This window comes from Pseudomonas benzopyrenica (genome assembly GCF_036884265.1).
Classification (GTDB): Bacteria; Pseudomonadota; Gammaproteobacteria; order Pseudomonadales; family Pseudomonadaceae; genus Chryseomonas; species Chryseomonas benzopyrenica.
In genome coordinates this window covers 1,933,854-1,954,951 of sequence record NZ_CP145723.1, presented here as the reverse complement: position 1 = coordinate 1,954,951, position 21,098 = coordinate 1,933,854, and the positions used below count along the sequence as shown (strand labels likewise).

Genomic DNA, 21,098 nt, shown 5'->3' with positions numbered 1-21,098 from the left:
GTGGCCAGACCGGCCATGGCGAAATCGTCGAATAGCAAATAGCGAAAAGGCGCATCTCGAGATGCGCCTTTTCGTCGATCAAGGACCTTGCATCCAGCAGGACGGCGGAACACCAGCAACCTTGGCTGGCGCCCCGCCCATCAAGCCCAAGGGCGCCGTCAGTGCGTACTGACGCGCTCCTTGCCTTCCTGATCCCGCTTCTCGTCCTTGCTGACGAGCTCCGGACCATCGTCCGGAAGCGGCTCCGGCGTGTATTGCAGCGCAACCTCCAAGACCTCGTCAATCCATTTGACTGGCTTGATCTGCAAGTCGGCCTTGATGTTGTCCGGAATGTCCCGCAGATCCCGGACGTTTTCCTCGGGAATGATCACGGTACGGATGCCGCCACGATGGGCCGCGAGCAGCTTTTCCTTGAGCCCACCGATGGCCAGTACCTGGCCACGCAGGGTGATCTCGCCGGTCATGGCGACGTCGGCACGCACCGGGATGCGGGTGGCGGCCGAGACCAGCGCCGTGCACATGCCGATACCGGCGCTTGGGCCGTCCTTGGGCGTGGCGCCTTCGGGCACGTGGATATGGATGTCGTGCTTCTCGTGGAAGTCCTTGGGAATGCCCAGGCTGCGACCACGACTGCGGACCACGGTCAGGGCCGCGGTGATGGACTCGGCCATCACATCGCCCAAGGAACCGGTCTTGATCATCTGGCCCTTGCCGGGGACGACCGCGGACTCGATGGTCAGCAGTTCGCCGCCAACCTGGGTCCAGGCGAGGCCGGTGACCTGACCAACCTGATCCTGCTGCTCGGCCAGGCCATAGCGGAATTTGCGGACGCCCAGCCAGTGCTCTAGGGTATCCACGGTGACGCTGGCCGTGCGCTCCTTGCTCAGGGCATGCTGTTTGACCACCTTGCGGCAGACCTTGGCCACCTGACGCTCCAGACTCCGTACGCCCGCTTCGCGGGTGTAGTAGCGGATGATGTCGCGCAGGGCGTCTTCGTCGAACTCCACCTCGCCCTTCTTCAGGCCATTGGCCTTGACCTGCTTGGGAATCAGGTAACGGGTGGCGATGTTGACCTTTTCCGCCTCGGTATAGCCAGGCAGGCGAATGACTTCCATACGGTCCAGCAAGGGCGCCGGAATGTTCATGGAGTTGGCGGTACAGACGAACATCACGTCGGAGAGGTCGTAGTCCACCTCCAGGTAATGGTCGTTGAAGGTGTGGTTCTGCTCCGGATCCAGGACCTCGAGCAAGGCAGAGGCGGGATCGCCACGCATGTCGTTGCCCATCTTGTCGATTTCGTCGAGCAGGAACAGCGGATTGCGCACCCCGACCTTGGTCATCTTCTGGATCAGACGACCCGGCATGGAACCGATGTAGGTGCGGCGGTGGCCACGGATCTCGGCTTCGTCACGCACGCCGCCCAGGGCCATGCGCACGAACTTGCGACCGGTGGAACGGGCGATGGACTCGGCCAGGGAGGTCTTGCCCACGCCGGGCGGACCGACCAGGCACAGCACCGGCCCGCGCACCTTCTTCACACGCTTCTGCACGGCGAGGTATTCAAGAATGCGTTCCTTGACCTCTTCCAGACCGTAGTGGTCCTTATCCAGGACTTCCTCGGCACGGCCTAGGTCCAGGCGGACCTTGCTTTCCGCCTGCCACGGTACGTTCACCAACCAGTCGATGTAGGAGCGCACCACGGTGGCTTCGGCCGACATCGGCGACATCTGCTTGAGCTTGTTCAGCTCGGCCGTAGCCTTGGCCAGGGCATCCTTGGGCAGACCGGCGGCTTCGATGCGACGCTTGAGGTCGTCGACCTCGTTGTGGCCTTCGTCGATGTCACCCAGTTCTTTCTGGATGGCCTTCATCTGTTCGTTGAGGTAGTACTCGCGCTGGCTGCGCTCCATCTGCTTCTTGACGCGACCACGGATGCGCTTTTCCACCTGCAGGAGGTCGATTTCCGCATCCAGCAGGGCCAACACGTGCTCGACGCGTGCGCCCAGCTCGGTGATCTCGAGAATTTCCTGCTTCTGTTCGATCTTCAGCGCCATATGGGCGGCCATGGTGTCGACCAGACGGCTGGGATCCTCGATGCTGTTGAGCGAGGACAGGACTTCGGCAGGGACCTTCTTGCCGAGCTGTACGTATTGCTCGAACTGACTCATCAGGCTGCGCGAGAACACCTCGGATTCACGATCCGGGGCTTCGCTGTCTTCGATCAGGGTGACCAGCGCACGGGCATAGGCCTGGTTCTCGACGAAGGATTCGATACGGCCGCGCTGCTCGCCTTCAACCAGGACCTTGACGGTGCCGTCGGGCAGCTTGAGCAGCTGGAGAACGGTCGCGACCGTACCCATGTGATACATGTCGTCCGCGGCGGGATCGTCATCGCCGGGATTCTTCTGCGCGACCAGCAGGATCTGCTTGTCGCCAGCCATGGCGGCCTCGAGGGCCTCGACGGACTTTTCCCTTCCGACGAACAATGGGATGACCATGTGGGGATAGACCACTACGTCACGTAGGGGCAGCAGGGGAAGTTCTATCGTCGTAGTCATGGGGTACGGGTCTCGGCAAATAATCGGCCGCAGATGCGGTTAAGGCCTCGGTTTCCCCTAACATGAGGTTGACCGCCGCAAAATACAACCGTCGCTGAAATGAAAAAGGGGCCGAAGCCCCTTCTGTCACGCGTCTGGCGCCGCCTTGGCGGGCTCGCTGTTCTCGTAGATGAGCAGCGGCTGGGAACTCCCGTCGATCACGCTCTCGTCGATGACCACCTTGCTGACTTCCTTCTGCGAAGGAATCTCGTACATGGTCTCGAGCAGGATGCCTTCGAGGATGGATCTCAGACCCCGGGCACCGGTCTTGCGCTCCAGCGCCTTGCGGGCAACCGCCTTGAGCGCGTCGGGACGGAATTCCAGATCCACGTCTTCCATCTCGAACAGCTTGGCGTACTGCTTGGTCAGGGCGTTCTTCGGCTCGGTCAGGATCTGCATGAGTGCCGGCTCGTCCAGCTCGTCCAGGGTCGCGATGACCGGCAGACGACCGACGAACTCGGGGATCAGACCGAACTTGACCAGATCCTCGGGCTCGGCGTCACGCAGGGATTCGCCGATCTTCTTGCCCAGTTCCTGGCTGCGCACCTCGGCGTTGAAGCCGATGCCGCCGCCCTTGGTGGAACGGTTCTGGATGACCTTTTCCAGGCCGGCGAAGGCGCCGCCGCAGATGAACAGGATGTTGCGGGTATCGACCTGCAGGAATTCCTGCTGGGGATGCTTGCGGCCACCCTGGGGCGGAACCGACGCCACGGTACCTTCGATCAGCTTCAGCAGCGCCTGCTGCACGCCCTCGCCCGAGACGTCACGGGTGATGGAGGGGTTGTCGGACTTGCGCGAGATCTTGTCGATCTCGTCGATGTAGACGATGCCCATCTGGGCCTTTTCCACATCGTAGTCGCACTTCTGCAGGAGCTTCTGAATGATGTTCTCGACGTCTTCACCCACGTAACCGGCTTCGGTCAGAGTGGTGGCATCGGCGATGGTGAAAGGTACGTTGAGCAGGCGCGCCAGCGTTTCCGCCAGCAGGGTCTTGCCCGAACCGGTCGGACCGATGAGCAGGATGTTGCTCTTGCCCAGTTCGACGTCGTCTTTCTTCTCGCGCTGATTCAGACGCTTGTAATGGTTGTAGACGGCAACGGCGAGGACCCGCTTGGCACGCTGCTGACCAATGACATACTGGTCGAGGATGGCGCTGATTTCCTTCGGCGCTGGCAGCTTGTGCGCATTGCTTTCGGCCTGAGCTTCCTGGACTTCCTCGCGGATGATGTCATTGCACAGGTCGACGCATTCGTCGCAGATGAAGACGGAGGGTCCAGCGATCAATTTACGTACTTCGTGCTGACTCTTGCCGCAGAAGGAGCAGTAAAGCAGCTTGCCGTTATCGTCGCTATTGCGCGTATCTGTCATTCGATCGATCCAATGGAATGTGCTTACATCAACAAGATGGAGCCTATTGCACGGTTTTTCAAGCCTACCTGCCCAAACGACCGGCGCTTGGGCAGGTGGTCGAGGCGGGGTCAGGCGGGGATGTTGCGCTTCTCGAGGACCTTGTCGATCAGGCCGTAGGCGACGGCTTCGGGGCCACTCATGAAGTTGTCACGGTCGGTATCGCGGGCGATCACGTCCATCGGCTGACCGGTGTGATGCGCCAGCACCTTATTCAGACGCTCGCGGATGGTCAGAATTTCACGGGCGTGAATTTCGATGTCCGAGGCCTGACCCTGGAAACCGCCCAGGGGCTGGTGAATCATCATCCGCGAGTGCGGCAGGCAGAAACGCTTCTCGGCGGCGCCGCCTGCCAGCAGCAGAGCGCCCATGCTGCAGGCCTGGCCGATGCAGATGGTGGAAACGTCGGGCTTGATGAACTGCATGGTGTCGTAGATCGACATGCCGGCGGTCACCGAACCACCCGGGCTGTTGATATAGAGGTGGATGTCCTTGTCAGGATTCTCCGCTTCCAGGAACAGCAGCTGGGCGACGACCAGGTTGGCCATGTAGTCCTCGACCTGGCCGACCAGGAAGATGACCCGCTCCTTGAGCAGCCGGGAGTAGATGTCGTAAGCGCGCTCGCCCCGGGCGGATTGCTCCACCACCATGGGTACCAGACCGCCAGCGGCTTGAATATCGGGCATGGATTGCATGTATGAATTGCGGGACATGTCCTGCACTAGCTCCCTATCTGGATGACCTGTCAAAAACACATAAGCCAGCACGAGGCTGGCTTAGGTGAACTAGCAACTGGAGGCAGATCAGGCTGCTTGGGGAGCCTCGGCCGGTTTGACCGCGTCCTCGTAGGAGACCTGCTTGTCGGTGACTTTTGCCTGCTTGAGGACAGTATCCACGACTTGTTCTTCCAGTACAACCGAACGCACTTCGTTCAGCTGCTGCTCGTTCTGGTAGTACCACTTCACTACCTGCTCGGGCTCCTGATAGGCCGCAGCCATCTCTTCGATCAGCTCGCGAACGCGGGCGTCATCGGGCTTGAGCTCGAACTGCTTGACCATCTCGGCGATGATCAGGCCCAGCAGCACGCGGCGCTTGGCCTGCTCGCTGAACAGCTCGGCCGGCAGTTGCTCGGGCTGGATGTTGCCGCCGAACTGCTGGACGGCCTGAACGCGCAGGCGATCCACTTCGTTGCTGATCAGGGCAGCCGGTACGTCGATCTGGTTGGCAGCCAGCAGACCGTCCATGACCTGGTTCTTGACCTTGGTCTTGAGCGCCTGGCGCAGCTCGCGGTCCATGTTCTTGCGCACTTCGGCGCGGAACCCTTCGACGGTGGTCTCTTCCACGCCGAACTGCTTGAAGAAGGCTTCGTTCAGCTCGGGCAGCTCGGGTGCGGCCACTTCTTTGACGGTGACCTTGAACTGGGCGGCCTTGCCGGCCAGATCCAGGTTCTGGTAGTCCTCGGGGAAGGTCAGGTCGAGCACACGCTCGTCACCGGCCTTGGCACCGACCAGACCGTCTTCGAAACCGGGGATCATGCGCCCCGAACCCAGCACAAGCTTGGTGTTCTCGGCGGAGCCACCGGAGAAGGCTTCGCCATCCTGGGTACCGACGAAGTCGATGGTGACCTGGTCGTCGTTGGCGGCAGCGCGGTCAACGGCTTCGTAACGGGTACCCTGCTTGCGCAGCACGTCGAGCATCTTGTCGATGTCGGCGTCTTCGACGCTTGCGTCCTGGCGCTCGATCTCGATGCCGTCCAGGCCCTTGACTTCGAACTCGGGGAAGACTTCGAAGGTGGCGACATATTCTAGGTCCTTGCCCTTTTCGAACACCTTGGGTTCGACGGCGGGTGCGCCGGCCGGGTTGAGCTTCTGCTCGACGACGGCTTCGTAGAAGGTTTCCTGAATGAGATCACCCAAGGCTTCCTGACGAGCCGAGGCTTCGTAGCGCTGGCGGATGACGCTCATGGGTACCTTGCCCGGGCGGAAACCGGGAACCTTGGCACGCCGTGCAGTCTGCTGCAGACGCTTGTTCACTTCGGTCTCAATACGCTCGGCCGGCACGCCAATGGTCATGCGACGCTCGAGAGCAGAGGTGTTTTCAACGGAAACTTGCATGGATATTCCTCGTGGCACAAGAACAGGCCGGCTTTCCGACCCCCCAGAATCAAGGGCGACCATTCTAGAGACAGTCTCAAGCGAAGTCACCTGGCTTGATCCAGCGGTACGTACGGCAATCAACGAAGGGCGTCTGGCCTGACCCGACGAAAGCAACATTTTGTTGCCCACCTTTAGTTGTACGACGTCGTATGTAGTGCTAAACCCTGAAAGGGCAAGCTAACGAAAAGGCCACTTCCGGCCCCTTCACAACAACAACAATCGTTAGGAGAAACGCCCCAATGGAGCGATCCGGTCCCGTCGAAAAATCCGTACCTCTGGCCAAGGAGCAAGGCTCCGGCCTGCGCCGCCTGGCGAAGCTGCTGGGCCCCGGCATCATCGCGGTGCTGTCCTGGCTGGGCGCTGGCGACCTCATCACCTCTTCGGTGGCTGGCGCCAACTACGGCTACGCCATGATGTGGGTGCTGGCGGTGTCCCTGCTGCTGCGCTTTCTCATCGTCAACATCATCGCGCGCTTCCAGCTGTGCAATAACAAGGGCATGTCGATCCTCGAAGGCTATGCCCAGCTGCACCCGGTGTTCGCCTGGTTCATGCTCGGGTACGCGCTCGTCATGGGGCACCTGACCAACGCCTACATGCTCAAGGGCGCTGGCGAGGCCCTGGCCACCCTTCTCCATGTCGACTATCCGCTGCTCTGCTCGGTGGCGGTGGTGATCGCCGTCTGGCTGCTGGTGGGACGGAACTTCTATGCCCTGATCGAAGGCGTGATGAAGGTGCTGCTGGCGGTCATGACCCTGGCCTTCATCACCCTGGCGGTGATGTCGGGCCCGGACCTGGGCGGTATCCTGCGCGGCACCATCGGCTTCAGCATTCCGCCGGACGAAGGCGTGCATGGGGCTCTGCTGGTGGCCGTGTCGGTCATTGGCGCCGTGGCCGGTTCCATCGCCAACTTCGTGCATCCCTATGTGATGAAGGAAAAGGGCTGGACCGGCCCGGAGCACAAGCGCATCCAGCGCAACGATCTGCTGTTCGCCGTGGTGGTTGGCATCATCATCAACCTGGCCATCTGGGTCGTCGGCGTGGAAATCCTCAGACCCAACGGCCTGCAGGTGAACACCCTGAACGACCTGGGCTCGGCGCTGGAACTGTTCTTCGGCTCGGGCGGCTGGTTGATTTTCTTCACCGGCGTCTTCGCCACCCTGTTCGCCAGCGTGGTGGGCAAGACCACCGCCTTCCCCATGCTGATCACCGATGCCCTGCAGCACATCCGTCCGGAACGGCGCGAGCGCTATGGCAAGACCTTTCACAAGGACCCGGCGCACAAGTGGTTCCTGCTCTTCATCCTGGTGACGCCGCTGGTGTGGTCGCTGCCGGGCATGCCCGACTTCGTGACCCTGACCATCGGCGTGAATGCCTTGAACATCGTCGGCCTGCCGGTGATCTCCCTGGGCCTGCTGATCATGTCCAACCAGAAGTCGCTGCTGGGCGACGAGTACCGCAACAACTGGTTCGAGAACCTGGCCCTGGGTTTCGCCACCCTGCTGGCGATCTGGGTCGCGATCCAGCTGGGCCTGCAATTGCTGGGCTGAGCCCACCGCTTCAAGGGGCGGTTCGCCGTCCCTTCTCTTTCAAGGAGTCTAGAAATGGCTGAACAGAACCAACGTCCGCTGTTGCTGCAGGTGGGTCCGCTGCTGCCTGCGCTGCAGGACGCGCTAGAGACCCGTTATGAGGTGCTACGACTCTGGGAAGCACCCGATCAGTCCGAACTGCTCGCGGCACGCGGCCAGGACGTGGTGGCCGTGGTGACCTCAGGCGTGCACGGTGCGACCCGTGAACTGATGAGTGCCCTGCCCGCCCTGGCGGCGGTGTTCAGTTTCGGCGTGGGCTACGACAGCATCGACATCGCCGCGGCGCGCGACAGAGGCGTGCTCGTGAGCAACACTCCGGGTGTCCTGGACGACTGCGTCGCCGACACCGCCTTCGCCCTGCTGATCGATGTAGCGCGGGGCATCAGTGCGGCGGATCGTTTCGTGCGCCGCGGCGACTGGCGCCAGGGCAAGTTTCCCCTGACCTCGCGCCTGGCGGGCAAGACCTGCGGCATTGTCGGTCTGGGCAACATCGGCAAAGGCATCGCCCGACGGGTGGAGGCTTTTGGCATGGAAGTGGCCTACCACGGTCGCCATCGGCAACCGGACGTACCCTATCGCTATCATGCCGATCTCGAAGCCCTGGCGGAGGCAGCGGACTTCCTGGTGCTGTCGCTGCCCGGTGGTCCCGCCACCGATGGGCTGATCGACGCGCGGATCCTCGCGGCCCTGGGACCGCGTGGCTATCTCATCAACATCGCTCGCGGCAGTGTGGTCGATGAGCCGGCCCTGGTGGCGGCCCTGCGGAGCGGCGCCCTGGGCGGCGCCGGGCTGGATGTCTTCGCCGAGGAACCCGAGGTGCCCACGGCGTTGCTGACGCTGGACAACGTGGTCCTCACCCCGCATCTCGGCAGCGGCACCCACGAGACGCGCCAGGCCATGGCTGACCTGGTGCTGGCCAATGTGGAGCGCTATTTCACCAACGGGACCCTGGTCACTCCCGTCTGAAAAGCGGCGACCCGCGCGGCCGCCCTTTCCTACTCGATGGCGGGCAGGGTCTTGCTGCGGATCCGCCGTGCCAGCGAATCGTAGATCTCGCGGCAGCCTTCGTCCCAGAATCGGTCGGGATCGTCCTGGGGTTCGAGGGCAACGGAGAATTCGCCGTCGCGCTCCTTCAGCACGAAGTGGTCGTTGGTATAGAAGAAGGACAGCCCGATGGCGAAGGTCTGGGGCGTGCCGGCCAGGTCATCGACGATCACCGTGAGGTCGTAGCGCGCATAGACTTCCAGTTCGCGGACGATGTTGCCATCGACGCGCTTTTCCAGGCCCAACCCGGCATCGACCTGATCCGCGGGAGTGAGCCCCAGGTAGCGGGTGAAGCACTCCGGCAATTCATGCAGGCGGCGCTCCAGCTCCTGCCAGTAGGCTTCTTCCCGCTCGGCTGACTTGCTCAGCGCCTGACTCAATGCCTGATATCGTTCCATTGCCGTTCCCATCTGTTCACTGGAGGCCGTCGAAGGACGACCGACAGCTCTGAGACCCCGGCCGGGTCCCGGGGTGCCGCAGCGATCGGCGCCGGGCCTCAGGTCGCCGGCCAGCCCAGCACCGGCGCGCGGGCTTCGCCGAGCAGGAAGTCGCGATTGGCGTCGGTGCAGGCGCGCAGGTAGTCGGTCACCAGGGTGATGCGGCGCAGGCGGCGCAAGTCTTCGCGGTAGTAGAGCCAGAATTGCCGGGTGATCTGGATCTGTTCCGGCAGGAGCGCCACCAGGCGCGGATCCGGCTCGGCGACAAAGCACGGCAGGATGGCCAGGGCGTGTCCGCACAGGGCGGCCTGATACTGGGCAATCACGCTGGTACTGCGCAGGCCGCTGCTGGCCTCCGGCAGAATGCGCTCCAGATAGAGCAGCTCGGGGCTGAAGGCGAGATCGTCGACGTAGGTGATGAACCTATGACGGTGCAGATCCGCGAGCTGCGCGATGGGCGGGTGGCGGGCCAGGTAGTCGGCGGTGGCGTAGAGTCGCAGGCGATAGTCGCACAGCTTGCGGCAGACATAGGGTCCGCGCTCGGGGCGTTCCAGGGTGATGGCGATGTCGGCTTCGCGGCGCGACAGGTTGACGAAGTGCGGGACCGGTAGCACATCGAGGGTGATCCCCGGATAGCGATCCTGGAAGAAGCTCAGCTGAGGCGCGACGAAGTAGCTGCCGAAGCCTTCGGTAGCACCGATGCGCACCTGGCCGGAAGGCGCCAGACGGGTATCGGAGATCTGCTCGCAGGCGGTCTGCAGGGTGCTTTCCAGGGTTTCGGCGTGCACCAGCAGCCGCTGCCCTTCCATGGTGAGGCTGAAGCCGGTGCTGCGCGACTTCTCGAACAGCAGGGCACCAAGCGCCTTTTCCAGGGCTGAGATACGCCTCGAGACGGTGGTGTAATCGACCCCCAACCGCCGCGCCGCGGCGCTGGCCTTCTGGGTGCGGGCGACTTCGAGGAAGAATCTGAGATCGTCCCAGTCGAGACGCGCTGCCGGGTTATTGGATTTTTGCATGTCGGTCGGGCGTTTTTGTCGGAAGCCAAGAGACTTTTGCCGGAACTATACTGCTTACCAGGGCGCGTCACGAGTGGTGACGGCGCGACCCGCTGCTACCCAACAACAATAAAGAGCAGGCAACCATGACCCACCCTCAGGCCCCATCCCGGCGCCAGGCCGGACGCTGCCCTTCCCTCTCGATCCTGCAGGCCGCGGGGTATCGCCCATGACGGCCGGCGACGCCTTCCGCACAGCGCGGGACTTCCTGCTGCGCCATCGCACCGACTACGCCACTGCCGTCCGCGATTTCCGCTGGCCGGAACTGGAACACTTCAACTGGGCACTGGATCATTTCGATCGCCTGGCCGAGGAGCATGCCGGTCCGGCACTGTGGCGACTCGACGCCGAAGGTCGCGAAGAGCGCTACAGCTTCGCCGAGCTGCGCCAGGCCTCGAATCGCACCGCCAACTTCCTGCGGGCCCAGGGCGTGCGGCGCGGCGAACGCATCCTGGTGATGCTGGGCAACGAGGTGGCGCTGTGGGAGACGCTGCTCGGTGCCTTCAAGCTGGGTGCCGTGGTGGTGCCCGCCACCACCTTGCTCAGTGATGCCGATCTGCAGGATCGGGTGCAGCGCGGGCGCATCGCTCACCTGGTGGTGGGCAGTGCCCATACGGAGCGTTGCGCCAGTCTGGATCCGGGCCTTACCCGGATCTGCGTCGGGTCGCCGGTGGCCGGTTGGCAGCCCTATGCACCGGGCGCCTGCGCCAGCGACTTCCTGCCGGACGGCCCTACCCTCGCCACGGATCCGCTGCTGCTCTATTTCACCTCGGGGACCACCTCGCGACCCAAGCTGGTCCTGCACAGCCACAGCAGCTATCCAGTCGGGCACCTGTCGACCCTCTACTGGATCGGCCTGCAGCCAGGCGACGTACACCTCAACATCTCCTCCCCCGGCTGGGCCAAGCATGCCTGGAGTTGTGTCTTCGCCCCCTGGAATGCCGGTGCCTGCGTGTTCATCCATGACGTGCCGCGCTTCAAGCCCCAGGCGCTGCTGGAGGTGCTGGCGCGCTATCCCGTCACCAGTCTCTGCGCGCCGCCCACGGTGTGGCGCATGCTGATCCAGGAGGACCTTGCCGCCTATCGCGAGCGGCTGCAGCTGCGGGAGCTGGTCGGCGCCGGCGAGCCGCTCAATCCGGAGATCATCGACAGCCTGCAGGCGGCCTGGGGGCTGACCCTGAGAGATGGTTTCGGCCAGTCGGAGACCACCGCCCTGGTAGGCAATACCCCGGGCCAGCCGCTCAAGCCGGGCTCCATGGGTCGTCCGCTGCCAGGGTGCCACGTCGAATTGCTGGATGCCGATGGCCAGCCGGGCAACGACGGCGAGGTGGCCCTGTCGCTGCAGCCGCGCCCCGCCGGGTTGATGCTGGGCTACGAGGACAGTCCGGAGAAAACCGCCGAGGTGATGCGGGACGGCCACTACCGCACCGGCGATACCGCGGTGCGTGATGCCGAGGGCTACATCACCTTCGTCGGGCGCGCCGATGACGTCTTCAAGTCGGCGGACTACCGCATCAGCCCCTTCGAACTAGAAAGCGCCCTGATCGAGCATCCGGCCGTGATGGAAGTGGCCGTGGTGCCGAGCCCCGACCCCTTGCGCCTCAATGTACCTAAGGCCTTCGTCATCCTGGCCGCCGGCCACGCGCCTTCGCCTGAACTCGCGCAGGAGCTGCTCGGCTTCGCCCGTGGCTGCCTGTCCCCCTACAAGCGAGTACGCCGCCTGCAATTCGTCGGCGAACTGCCCAAGACGCTGTCCGGCAAGATCCGCCGCATCGAGCTGCGCCTGGGCGAGGCACAGCGCCGCGCGGCTGGCACAGCCGACCTCCACGACTATGCCGAAGAAGACTTCGCCAACCACCCTGCACCGGCCTCCGTTGCCACCGCCCAGGAATCCCTGTCATGACCCAGACCGCCATCAAAGACGTGCCGCTGCTGATCGACGGCCAATTCGTCACCTCCACCAGCCGCGAAGGCCGCGAAGTGATCAACCCGGCCACCCAGGAGGTGCTGGCGCGGGTGCCCTTCGCCACCCCTGAGGAGGTACAGCGCGCCGTGGCCAGTGCCAAGGCGGCCTTCGCCACCTGGCGCAAGACGCCCATCGGCGCCCGGGCACGCATCTTCCTGCGCTACCAGCAGCTGATCCGCGAACACATGAGCGAACTGGCCGCCCTGCTCACCGCCGAGCAGGGCAAGACTCTGGCCGACGCCGAGGGCGATGTCTTCCGCGGCCTGGAGGTAGTGGAGCACGCCGCGGCCATCGGCAATCTGCAACTGGGCGAACTGGCCAACAACGTCGCCAGCGGGGTGGACACCTATACGCTGCTGCAACCCCTAGGCGTCTGCGCCGGCATCACCCCCTTCAACTTCCCGGCGATGATTCCGCTGTGGATGTTTCCCATGGCCATCGCCTGCGGCAATACCTTCGTCCTCAAGCCCTCGGAGCAGGATCCGCTGGTGACCATGCGCCTGGCCGAGCTGGCGCTGGAAGCCGGGGTACCGCCCGGGGTGCTCAACGTGGTCCATGGCGGACCGGCGGTGGTGGACGCCCTCTGCGATCACCCGGATATCAAGGCGCTGTCCTTTGTCGGCTCGACCCGCGTCGGCACCCATGTCTATCGCCGCGCCAGCGAAGCCGGCAAGCGCGTGCAGTGCATGATGGGCGCCAAGAACCATGCGGTGGTGATGCCCGATGCGCCCCGCGAACAGACCCTGGCCAACCTGGTGGGCGCCGCCTTCGGCGCGGCGGGTCAGCGCTGCATGGCGGTCTCGGTGGTGGTGCTGGTGGGTGAAGCCAACAGCTGGGTGCCGGACCTGGTGGCCAAGGCGCGCAGCCTCAAGGTGGGTGCGGGTCACGAGCACGGCACCGATGTCGGCCCGCTGATCTCCTGCCAGGCCCTGGACCGGGTCAGCGGCCTGATCGAGCGCGGGCTGAGCGAAGGCGCGACCCTGGAGCTGGACGGCCGCAACATCCAGGTTGAGCGCTACGAGAAGGGCAACTTCGTCGGCCCGACGCTGTTTTCCGGGGTGACCACCGACATGACCCTGTACCGCGAAGAACTGTTCGGACCGGTGCTCTGCGTGATGCACGCCGCCACCCTCGACGAGGCCATCGCCCTGATCAACGCCAACCCCAACGGCAACGGCGTTGCCCTCTTCACGCGCTCCGGCGCCGCGGCACGGCGCTTCCAGGAAGACATCGACGTCGGCCAGGTCGGCATCAACGTGCCCATTCCGGTACCGGTGCCGCTGTTCTCCTTCAGCGGTTCGCGCGCCTCCAAACTGGGTGACCTGGGGCCCTATGGCAAGCAGGCGGTGCTCTTCTATACCCAGACCAAGACCATCACCACGCGCTGGCCCGACGAGCAGGACGTCGGCAGCGCCGGGGTCGTCAACACCACCATCACCCTCAAGTAAGGGAGACGCCAGCATGCATCTGGGATTTCTGGGACTGGGCAACATGGGCGCGCCCATGGCCCGCAACCTGCTCAAGGCCGGCCATCAGCTGACCGTCTATGACCTTTCCACCGCCGCGCTGGACGCACTGCGCGCCGAAGGAGCCGAGGTCGCTGCCTCGCCCACCGCCGTGGCGGCGAGTGGCGCGGAGGTGATCATCACCATGCTGCCCGCGGCCGCCCAGGTGAAGACGGTCTACCTGGGCGAGGACGGACTGATCGCCCGTGCCCGGCCGGGCACCCTCTTGATCGATTCCTCCACCATCGACCCGCTCAGCGCCCGGGCGGTGGCCAGCGCCGCCGCCGAGCGCGGCCTGGAACTGCTGGACGCCCCGGTCTCCGGCGGCACCGGCGGCGCCGCGGCAGGGACTCTCACCTTCATGGTCGGCGGTAGCGAGGCCGGCTTCCAGCGTGCCCAGCCGCTACTGGCCGCCATGGGCCGCAACCTGGTGCACTGCGGCGCCAGCGGCAACGGCCAGGTGGCCAAGGTGGCCAACAACCTGTTGCTGGGCATCTCCATGGTCGGGGTAGCCGAAGCCATGGCCCTGGGTACCCGCCTGGGCATGGACGCCAAGACCCTGGCCGGGGTGATCAATACCAGCAGCGGGCGCTGCTGGAGTTCGGAGGTCAACAACCCCTATCCGGACGTGCTGCCCCAGGCGCCAGCCTCGCGCGGTTACCAGGGTGGCTTCGCCGCCGAACTCATGCTCAAGGACCTGGGCCTGGCCACCGAGGCGGCGCGCGCCGTGCGCCAGCCGGTGATCCTTGGGGCGGTTGCGCAGCAGCTCTATCAGAGATTCAGCCGCGCGGGTGGCGGCGGCCTGGATTTCTCGGCCATCATCCAGGACTACCTGGACGAGGACGGTGCATGAGCGACGCCAAGGTACTGCTGGAAAGACGTGGCGGGATCGGCTATCTGACCCTCGATCGCCCGACCGGGCTCAATGCCCTGGACCTGGAGATGGTGCGCGCGCTGCACGGAGCCCTGCGCGACTGGGAACAGGACCCCGGCGTGCGGGTGATCGTGCTGCGCGGCAACGGCCCCAAGGCCTTTTGCGCCGGCGGCGATGTCCGTGCGCTCTACGACAGCTACCAGCGTGGCGACGACCTGCACCTGACCTTCTTCACCGAGGAATACGCCCTGGACCTGGCGCTGCACCGCTATCCCAAGCCGGTGCTGGCGCTGGCCCACGGCCTGGTCCTGGGCGGCGGCATGGGCCTGGTGCAGGCGGCGCGCCTGCGGATCGTCAGCGAGCGCACCCGCATGGCCATGCCGGAAACCGCCATCGGGTACTTCCCCGATGTCGGCGCCAGCCACTTCCTGCCACGCCTGCCGGATCAGCTGGGCCTCTATCTGGGCCTGACCGGCGTGCAGATCGGTCCGGCCGATGCCCTGGCCGCCGGCCTGGCCGATGTCTTCATTGCCGAAGCGACAACCGACGACCTCCTTCAACGGCTGGAGGCGGCCACTGCCCAGGGGCCGACCGATCTGGCCGCCCTGCTGCAGGAGTTCGCCACGGCGCCGGCCGAGTCGGCGCGTCTGACCGACCTGCGCCCCGCCATCGCCGAACACTTCGCCGCGGCGACCGTGGAAGAGTTGCGCGGCAGCCTGCAGGCGGAAAGCCGCTCCGCCTATCGCGACTGGGCCCAGGAGACCCTGGCCACCCTGGACGCCCGCTCGCCACTGGCGGTCGCCACCGCCCTGGAATTGCTGCGTCAAGGCGGCGGGCTGTCGCTGGAGCAGTGTTTCGCGCTGGAGCTGCACCTGGATCGCCGCTGGTTCGAAAAGGGCGAGATCATCGAGGGGGTGCGCGCCATGCTGGTGGACAAGGACCGCACGCCGCACTGGAATCCGGCTCGCTGGCAGGATCTGGATCCACGCCGCGTCGCGGCCTTTTTCACCGATTTTCGCCATTCCTGAGGAAGGCTTCCATGCACGACATCGAACTCACCGAAGAACAACGCATGATCCGCGACATGGCGCGTGACTTCGCCCGCCGCGAGGTCGCGCCCCACGCCCGGGCCTGGGAAAAGGCCGAGTGGATCGACGACGCCGTGGTTGCCCAACTGGGTGAACTGGGCCTGCTGGGCATGGTGGTGCCCGAGCAATGGGGCGGCACCTATATGGACTACGTCGCCTATGCCCTGGCCGTGGAAGAGATCTCCGCCGGCGACGGTAGCCTCGGCGCCCTGATGAGCATCCACAGCTCGGTGGGTTGCGGCCCACTGCTGCGCTACGGCACCGCCGAACAGCAGGATCATTGGCTGCCCGACCTGGCCGCTGGCAAGGTCATCGGCTGCTTCTGCCTGACCGAACCCCAGGCCGGCTCCGAGGCCCATAACCTGCGCACCCGCGCGGTCCTCGACGGCGACAGCTGGGTGCTCAATGGCAGCAAGCAGTTCGTCAGCAACGGGCGCCGCGCCGGCCTGGCCATCGTCTTCGCGGTGACCGATCCGGAGCTGGGCAAGAAGGGCCTGTCGGCCTTTCTGGTACCCACCGACACTCCCGGTTTTCGCGTCGAGCGCACCGAAGACAAGATGGGCCTGCGCGCCTCCGACACCTGCGCGGTCACCCTGGACAACTGCCGGATCCCGGCGGCCAACCTGCTGGGCGAGCGCGGCAAGGGGCTGGCCATCGCCCTGTCCAACCTGGAAGGCGGGCGCATCGGCATCGCCGCCCAGGCCCTGGGCATCGCTCGCGCGGCCTTCGAGGCGGCGCTGGGCTACGCCCGCGAACGCATCCAGTTCGACAAGGCCATCATCCAGCACCAGAGCATCGCCAACATGCTGGCCGACATGCACACCCGGCTCAACGCCGCGCGCCTGCTGATCCTGCATGCCGCGCGCCTACGCACGGCCGGTGAGCCCTGCCTCAGCGAAGCCTCCCAGGCCAAGCTGTTCGCCACCGAGACGGGCGAATGGGTGTGCTCCAAGGCCATCCAGATCCATGGCGGCTATGGCTACCTGGAGGACTATCCGGTGGAGCAGTACTACCGCGATATCCGCATCACCCAGATCTACGAAGGCTCCAGTGAAATTCAGCGTTTGCTGATCACCCGGGAACTCGATCGCTACGAAATGTGAGGGCGTCCGGGATGACGGCCGTGACCTGTCCAGCAAAAGCCGAAGATGACACCCAAGCGTCATCAGCAGGCGCTGGGCGGGTGCTACGCTCCTGACAGGGATCGTGTCTGGTCCCGGTCTCGTCAAGGAATACCGTTATGGCCTCCCTGCTCGCCTGCATCGATGGATCCCCTCACGCCGAAAGCGTCTGCGACCACACCGCCTGGTTGTCGCGGCGGCTGGATGCACCCGTCACCCTGCTGCACGTGCAGGAATCGGCCAGCAGCGGCAAGAAGGTCGCCAACGGCGCCCCGGTCTATCTGGACGATGATGTCGGTGCCGGGATGGCCAAGGCGCTGTTGCTCAATGCCCGCCAGCGCCTGCTGCAGCAGGGCCTGACCTCCGCCCCGCAGATCCTGCGGCGGCCCGAGGGCCTGGTGGATACCCTCAAGACCCTGGAAGCCGATACCCGCCTGCTGGTGATCGGCAAGCGCGGCGAGCGTTCCGGGGACAGCGGCATCGGCAGCCAGCTGGAAGCCGTGGTGCGCGCCGTGCACCGGCCGATCCTGATCTGCTCGGGGCCGTTCAAGCCGCCACGGCAATTCACCATCGCCTACGACGGGCGGGAAGCCACTCACCAGGGCATCCTGGCGCTGGCGCGCAGTCCGCTACTGGCCGGCATGAGCGGTACCCTGTTGCGAGTTGGCGAAGACGATCCGATCCTGCGCAAGCGCCTGGAGGACCTGGCCCTGCTGCTGCGCAGCGCCGGGTGCCGGGTGGACACCACCGTCGCCCATGGCGACGTGGAGCGCATCGTCCCCCGCCACCTCGACGAACGCCGGGCGGATCTGCTGATCATGGGTGCCTACAGCCACTCCTCGGTCTGGCGCTTCCTGCGCGGCAGTCGCACCACCCAGTTGCTGCACAAGACCGAAGTGCCGATGCTCCTGCTGCGCTGAGATCGCGGCTGCGCTCAGGCGCAGCCCATCCGTCTGGGACGCGCTTCGTCGGCCAGCCGACGCCAGCACTCAAGCCCGGCCGAAAGTCGCCGAAGCAACTCCTATAGAGCCCGCCTTCCGCCGGGCTCCCCGGCGCGTCGGTAGGCCCCATGAGCACCCATGTCATCCATTTCACCGGTCCCATCAATTCCACCAGTTGCGGCCAGCTGATCGCCCAGTGCTCTCAGGCGGTCCAGCAGGACGCCTCGCGCATCCTGCTCAAGATTGCCACCATGGGCGGCGATTGCAGCTACGGCTTCACAATGTACAACTTCCTGCTGTCCCTGCCGGTACCGGTGCACACCCACAACCTGGGTACCGTCGAATCCATGGGCAACATCCTTTTTCTCGCCGGTGAACAGCGTACCGCCAGTCGCCACAGCAAGTTCCTCTATCATTCCTTCTACTGGAATCTGAACAACTCGGTGGACCACGCACGCATGGCCGAATACGCCATGTGCCTGGACTACGACCTGGATCTCTATGCCCGCATCGTCGCCGAGCGCACCGCCGGTGCCGCAGAGGCCCTGGACATCCACAGCTGCCTCAAGGCCAACGCCCGGCTGCTGAGTCCGGAAGCGGCTCTGACCACGGGGGTGATCCATGCCGTGGATGAATGCCGGGTGCAACCGGGAGAGGTCACCACCTTCATCCATCTTTGAGCGGGCAACAAAAAACCCGGTGGACAATGGCCACCGGGTTTTTTGTTGCCTGATCCCGAGGATCAGCGACTGAAGGACATCAGGGTGTTGGGATAGCCGACGCTGGCATCCAGCCGGCTGGCATCGAAGAACACGCCCAGGCTTTTCGCCCCATCCTGCACGTAGCTGATCTTGAGGATCTGGCCGTTGACGAGGCGTACCGAGCCACCCAGCTTGAAGGCCGAGCGATTGGCTGCGGTCGCCGGGATGGAAATGGCCGCGGCGCGACGGTAGACGCCGCGATTCCAGTCGGCGTTGGTGAAGTCGTTGATGGCACTGCTGACGCTGGCGGCGCTGGTCACCCCGGTGGGCGAGACCGTCACGGTCTTGGGATAGCCCACGGCGTTGCCGTTGAAGGGCGTGCCCTCGGTGAAGACGCCCAGGCTGTTGCCGGCCTGCACCGAGGAGATCCGCCGTACCTGGCCATCCGCGGTGGTCAGGTAGGCACCGGCCTTGAAGGCAGCGCGATTCACCGCGGTTCCGGGTACCGAGATCGCAGCCTTTTTGAGGAACACGCCCTTGTGCCAGTCCGGGTTGGTGAAGTCGTTGACCACCGAGGTGACAGTGCCTGCGGTGGCACCGGTGCTCGGCGGAATCTGGACCCCGGCGTTGCTCCCCGTATTGCCGGTGTTGCCGGTGTTGCCAGCGCTGCCACCACCGGAATTGCCCACGGCGCCGGCATTGCCACCGGTGGAGCCGCTGTTGCCCGTGCCGGTACCGCCGGCGGCCGGCGCGGTGCTGCCACTGGCGTTTGGACCGATGGCAGTGCAGCTGCTGTCGTCCAGGTATTTGCGCAGGGTCGGCCACTGCGGGCGCTCCTGGCCATTGATGGGCTCCACCGACATGAAGTAACTGCCCCAGCCGGGACCTGCGGCCCAGTAGGAGGCCGGAATGCAGTTCTGCTTCAGGTAGGCCAGCATGTTGTCCATCAGCAGGTTCCAGCGCGGATTGTTGTCCGGGACACCGAACTCGCCGATATAGCCACGCTTGCCGTTCTTCTTCAGCCAGTCGACGAAGGGCTTCACCCGCGTCACGCCATAGTTGGCATCGAGCTTGTTGACGTCGGTCTTGTCATAGCTGCCGCCGGCGTTCTCGTCGAAGTAGGAGTGCGCCGAGAAGATGATGTTGTTGGCCGGATCCTTCAGCCCCAGCAGGGCATCGTTGAATTCGGCCCAGCGGGTGGCGCTCGACCAGCCGTTGCCTTCGACGATCACCGGCCGAGTGCTGTCCACCGCCCGGACGCCATTGATGCCGTACTGGGCCGCGGTCGGCCAGTAGGCCATGGCATCGTGGGGCTCGTTCATGATGTCGTAGGCGTACAGCGAGGACTGGCCGCTCCACTGCCGCGCGATGTAGGTCATGATCTCTTGATAGCGGGCATAGGGTACGCCGCTGGTACCTATCACCTGACCGCGATAGCGGGCGTAGTTGTGCAGGTCGAGGATGATCTTGATGCCATGCTTCTGCGCATAGCCGAAGGTCTGGTTCACCAAGGCCACGTAGGCGCTATCCAGGGGTCCGCCCAGGCGTGGCTGCAGGCGTTCCCAGATGATGGGGAAGCGAATCAGCTTCACGCCCCGCGCGCTCCACTGCTGGAAGTAGGCTTCCACCGGGAAGATATAGTTGGTGCCATTGATGCCAGGCAACACCTGGGGCGCGAAGCCCGCACCAGACAGATTCAGACCTACCAGGCTGACAGGCTCGGCCTGGGCGAAGCCAGCGGACAGCGCGACGACAGCAGCGGCCGCGGCGAGCGGACGACGAAGGGCGGTAACAACGGAGCGAATAGGTGTCATGGACAGGTACTGCTTTGGGAGGCGTGGCGTCGATGTCCTTTGTGTACGAGCAAAGCCTGGGTTTAGGTAAGGCCACTGGGACGTGACAAAAAAAGCGCTCTGCGTCCTGCAGTTGTCTCACCTAATACAAGTCATATGCCAGCCAAGTGAAACCTTTCATCCAACAGGAAGTCACAGCGTCCAAAGAAACGCTGAAAGCACCGGGACAGAGCCCTTGCGGCAAACGTAACCAAATGTGCGCGACACAGGGTCGCAGCTTGGAAAGCGGGCACCTGGTTGGTCTTTCGACCCCGCGAAGACAGAAATCTGACGCCAAAATTCTCCGAGCTCTCTCAGGGAATTTTCCTCCACCGTTACCCTCCAAGGCTCAGCAATGTCTTGTATATAAGGTCCAGTCATGCGCGCAGAACAGCCGGGAACCCCTGTCTTCCGACCCACTCTCCTGGTGGTGGACGACGAGCCACTGGTAGCGGATTTCGTCCGCGAAATCCTCGAGCCCGAAGGCTTCAACATCATCGCCGCTGACTCGGCCGACACCGCCCTGTCGTTGCTGGAGAAAGAAGACGCCAACATCGACATTCTATTGACGGACATTCGCATGCCCGGCTCGATGGATGGCGCGCAGCTGGCCAACATGGTGTGCCAGCGGTGGCCAGACATGCCGATTATTGTCATGTCCGGCTACGAAACGCCGTCCACGGCCAGCATTAAATGCAAGGTTCGGTTCCTGCCCAAGCCCTGGTCGATCGGTCAGCTGATCGACGCGGTGAATGGCGTGGCCTATTCGGTGACGCCCAGCGCCTGACTGG

17 protein-coding genes are annotated in these 21,098 nt (G+C 64.4%); 10 read left to right on the top strand and 7 right to left on the bottom strand.

Going from position 1 to position 21,098, the window contains the following annotated elements; genetic code table 11:
* Positions 1-158: 158 nt before the first annotated feature.
* From lon to tig, 4 genes are all read right to left on the bottom strand, one after another.
* Complete coding sequence (gene lon / locus V6W80_RS09100; protein WP_064308841.1) at positions 159-2,555, bottom strand: endopeptidase La; 2,397 nt, start codon at positions 2,553-2,555, stop codon at positions 159-161.
* A gap of 126 nt (positions 2,556-2,681) precedes the next feature.
* On the bottom strand, positions 2,682-3,962 hold the full coding sequence (clpX, locus tag V6W80_RS09095; RefSeq protein WP_007162223.1) for an ATP-dependent Clp protease ATP-binding subunit ClpX: 1,281 nt from the start codon (positions 3,960-3,962) through the stop codon (positions 2,682-2,684).
* Positions 3,963-4,072: 110 nt separating this feature from the next.
* Entirely contained in the window at positions 4,073-4,714 is a 642-nt protein-coding gene (gene clpP / locus V6W80_RS09090; protein ID WP_007162222.1) for an ATP-dependent Clp endopeptidase proteolytic subunit ClpP, read from the bottom strand.
* A gap of 90 nt (positions 4,715-4,804) precedes the next feature.
* Entirely contained in the window at positions 4,805-6,115 is a 1,311-nt protein-coding gene (gene tig / locus V6W80_RS09085; RefSeq protein WP_026084027.1) for a trigger factor, read from the bottom strand.
* 281 nt (positions 6,116-6,396) lie between these two features.
* Here tig and V6W80_RS09080 point away from each other — a divergent pair, with 281 nt between their 5' ends.
* Together V6W80_RS09080 and V6W80_RS09075 are read left to right on the top strand one after the other, a co-directional pair.
* Entirely contained in the window at positions 6,397-7,704 is a 1,308-nt protein-coding gene (locus V6W80_RS09080) for an Nramp family divalent metal transporter (RefSeq protein WP_231356241.1), read from the top strand.
* A gap of 54 nt (positions 7,705-7,758) precedes the next feature.
* On the top strand, positions 7,759-8,709 hold the full coding sequence (locus V6W80_RS09075; RefSeq protein WP_338546684.1) for a 2-hydroxyacid dehydrogenase: 951 nt from the start codon (positions 7,759-7,761) through the stop codon (positions 8,707-8,709).
* Between the two features lie 29 nt (positions 8,710-8,738).
* Here V6W80_RS09075 and V6W80_RS09070 read toward each other — a convergent pair whose 3' ends face one another.
* Positions 8,739-9,185, bottom strand: coding sequence for a hypothetical protein (locus V6W80_RS09070; protein WP_173148240.1), 447 nt, complete (start codon positions 9,183-9,185; stop codon positions 8,739-8,741).
* A gap of 98 nt (positions 9,186-9,283) precedes the next feature.
* Entirely contained in the window at positions 9,284-10,240 is a 957-nt protein-coding gene (locus V6W80_RS09065; protein ID WP_184290842.1) for a LysR substrate-binding domain-containing protein, read from the bottom strand.
* A gap of 208 nt (positions 10,241-10,448) precedes the next feature.
* Between V6W80_RS09065 and V6W80_RS09060 the strand changes: the two genes are divergently transcribed.
* The 7 genes from V6W80_RS09060 to V6W80_RS09030 all read left to right on the top strand — a co-directional run bounded on the left by V6W80_RS09060 (position 10,449) and on the right by V6W80_RS09030 (position 18,454).
* A complete protein-coding gene (locus V6W80_RS09060) occupies positions 10,449-12,182 on the top strand; it encodes an AMP-binding protein (RefSeq protein ID WP_338546682.1) in 1,734 nt (577 codons plus the stop codon).
* Positions 12,179-13,693, top strand: coding sequence for a CoA-acylating methylmalonate-semialdehyde dehydrogenase (locus V6W80_RS09055; protein WP_338546680.1), 1,515 nt, complete (start codon positions 12,179-12,181; stop codon positions 13,691-13,693). Before V6W80_RS09060 ends, V6W80_RS09055 begins: the two co-directional genes overlap by 4 nt.
* Before the next feature lie 13 nt (positions 13,694-13,706).
* On the top strand, positions 13,707-14,603 hold the full coding sequence (gene mmsB / locus V6W80_RS09050; protein ID WP_257706260.1) for a 3-hydroxyisobutyrate dehydrogenase: 897 nt from the start codon (positions 13,707-13,709) through the stop codon (positions 14,601-14,603).
* Positions 14,600-15,652, top strand: coding sequence for an enoyl-CoA hydratase/isomerase family protein (locus V6W80_RS09045; RefSeq protein WP_338546678.1), 1,053 nt, complete (start codon positions 14,600-14,602; stop codon positions 15,650-15,652). The genes mmsB and V6W80_RS09045 overlap by 4 nt, the downstream gene beginning before the upstream one ends.
* A gap of 11 nt (positions 15,653-15,663) precedes the next feature.
* On the top strand, positions 15,664-16,815 hold the full coding sequence (locus tag V6W80_RS09040; RefSeq protein ID WP_338546676.1) for an acyl-CoA dehydrogenase family protein: 1,152 nt from the start codon (positions 15,664-15,666) through the stop codon (positions 16,813-16,815).
* Between the two features lie 137 nt (positions 16,816-16,952).
* Positions 16,953-17,753 carry a universal stress protein gene (locus V6W80_RS09035; protein WP_017642599.1) on the top strand — a complete coding sequence of 267 codons (801 nt, stop codon included), beginning with the start codon at positions 16,953-16,955 and terminating at the stop codon, positions 17,751-17,753.
* Between the two features lie 149 nt (positions 17,754-17,902).
* On the top strand, positions 17,903-18,454 hold the full coding sequence (locus V6W80_RS09030; RefSeq protein ID WP_338546675.1) for an ATP-dependent Clp protease proteolytic subunit: 552 nt from the start codon (positions 17,903-17,905) through the stop codon (positions 18,452-18,454).
* A gap of 62 nt (positions 18,455-18,516) precedes the next feature.
* On the opposite strand, the gene V6W80_RS09025 is transcribed toward V6W80_RS09030, so the two are convergent.
* A complete protein-coding gene (locus V6W80_RS09025) occupies positions 18,517-20,289 on the bottom strand; it encodes a glycoside hydrolase family 5 protein (protein ID WP_338546674.1) in 1,773 nt (590 codons plus the stop codon).
* Between the two features lie 397 nt (positions 20,290-20,686).
* Between V6W80_RS09025 and V6W80_RS09020 the strand changes: the two genes are divergently transcribed.
* A complete protein-coding gene (locus tag V6W80_RS09020; RefSeq protein ID WP_026084051.1) occupies positions 20,687-21,094 on the top strand; it encodes a response regulator in 408 nt (135 codons plus the stop codon).
* Positions 21,095-21,098: the final 4 nt, after the last annotated feature.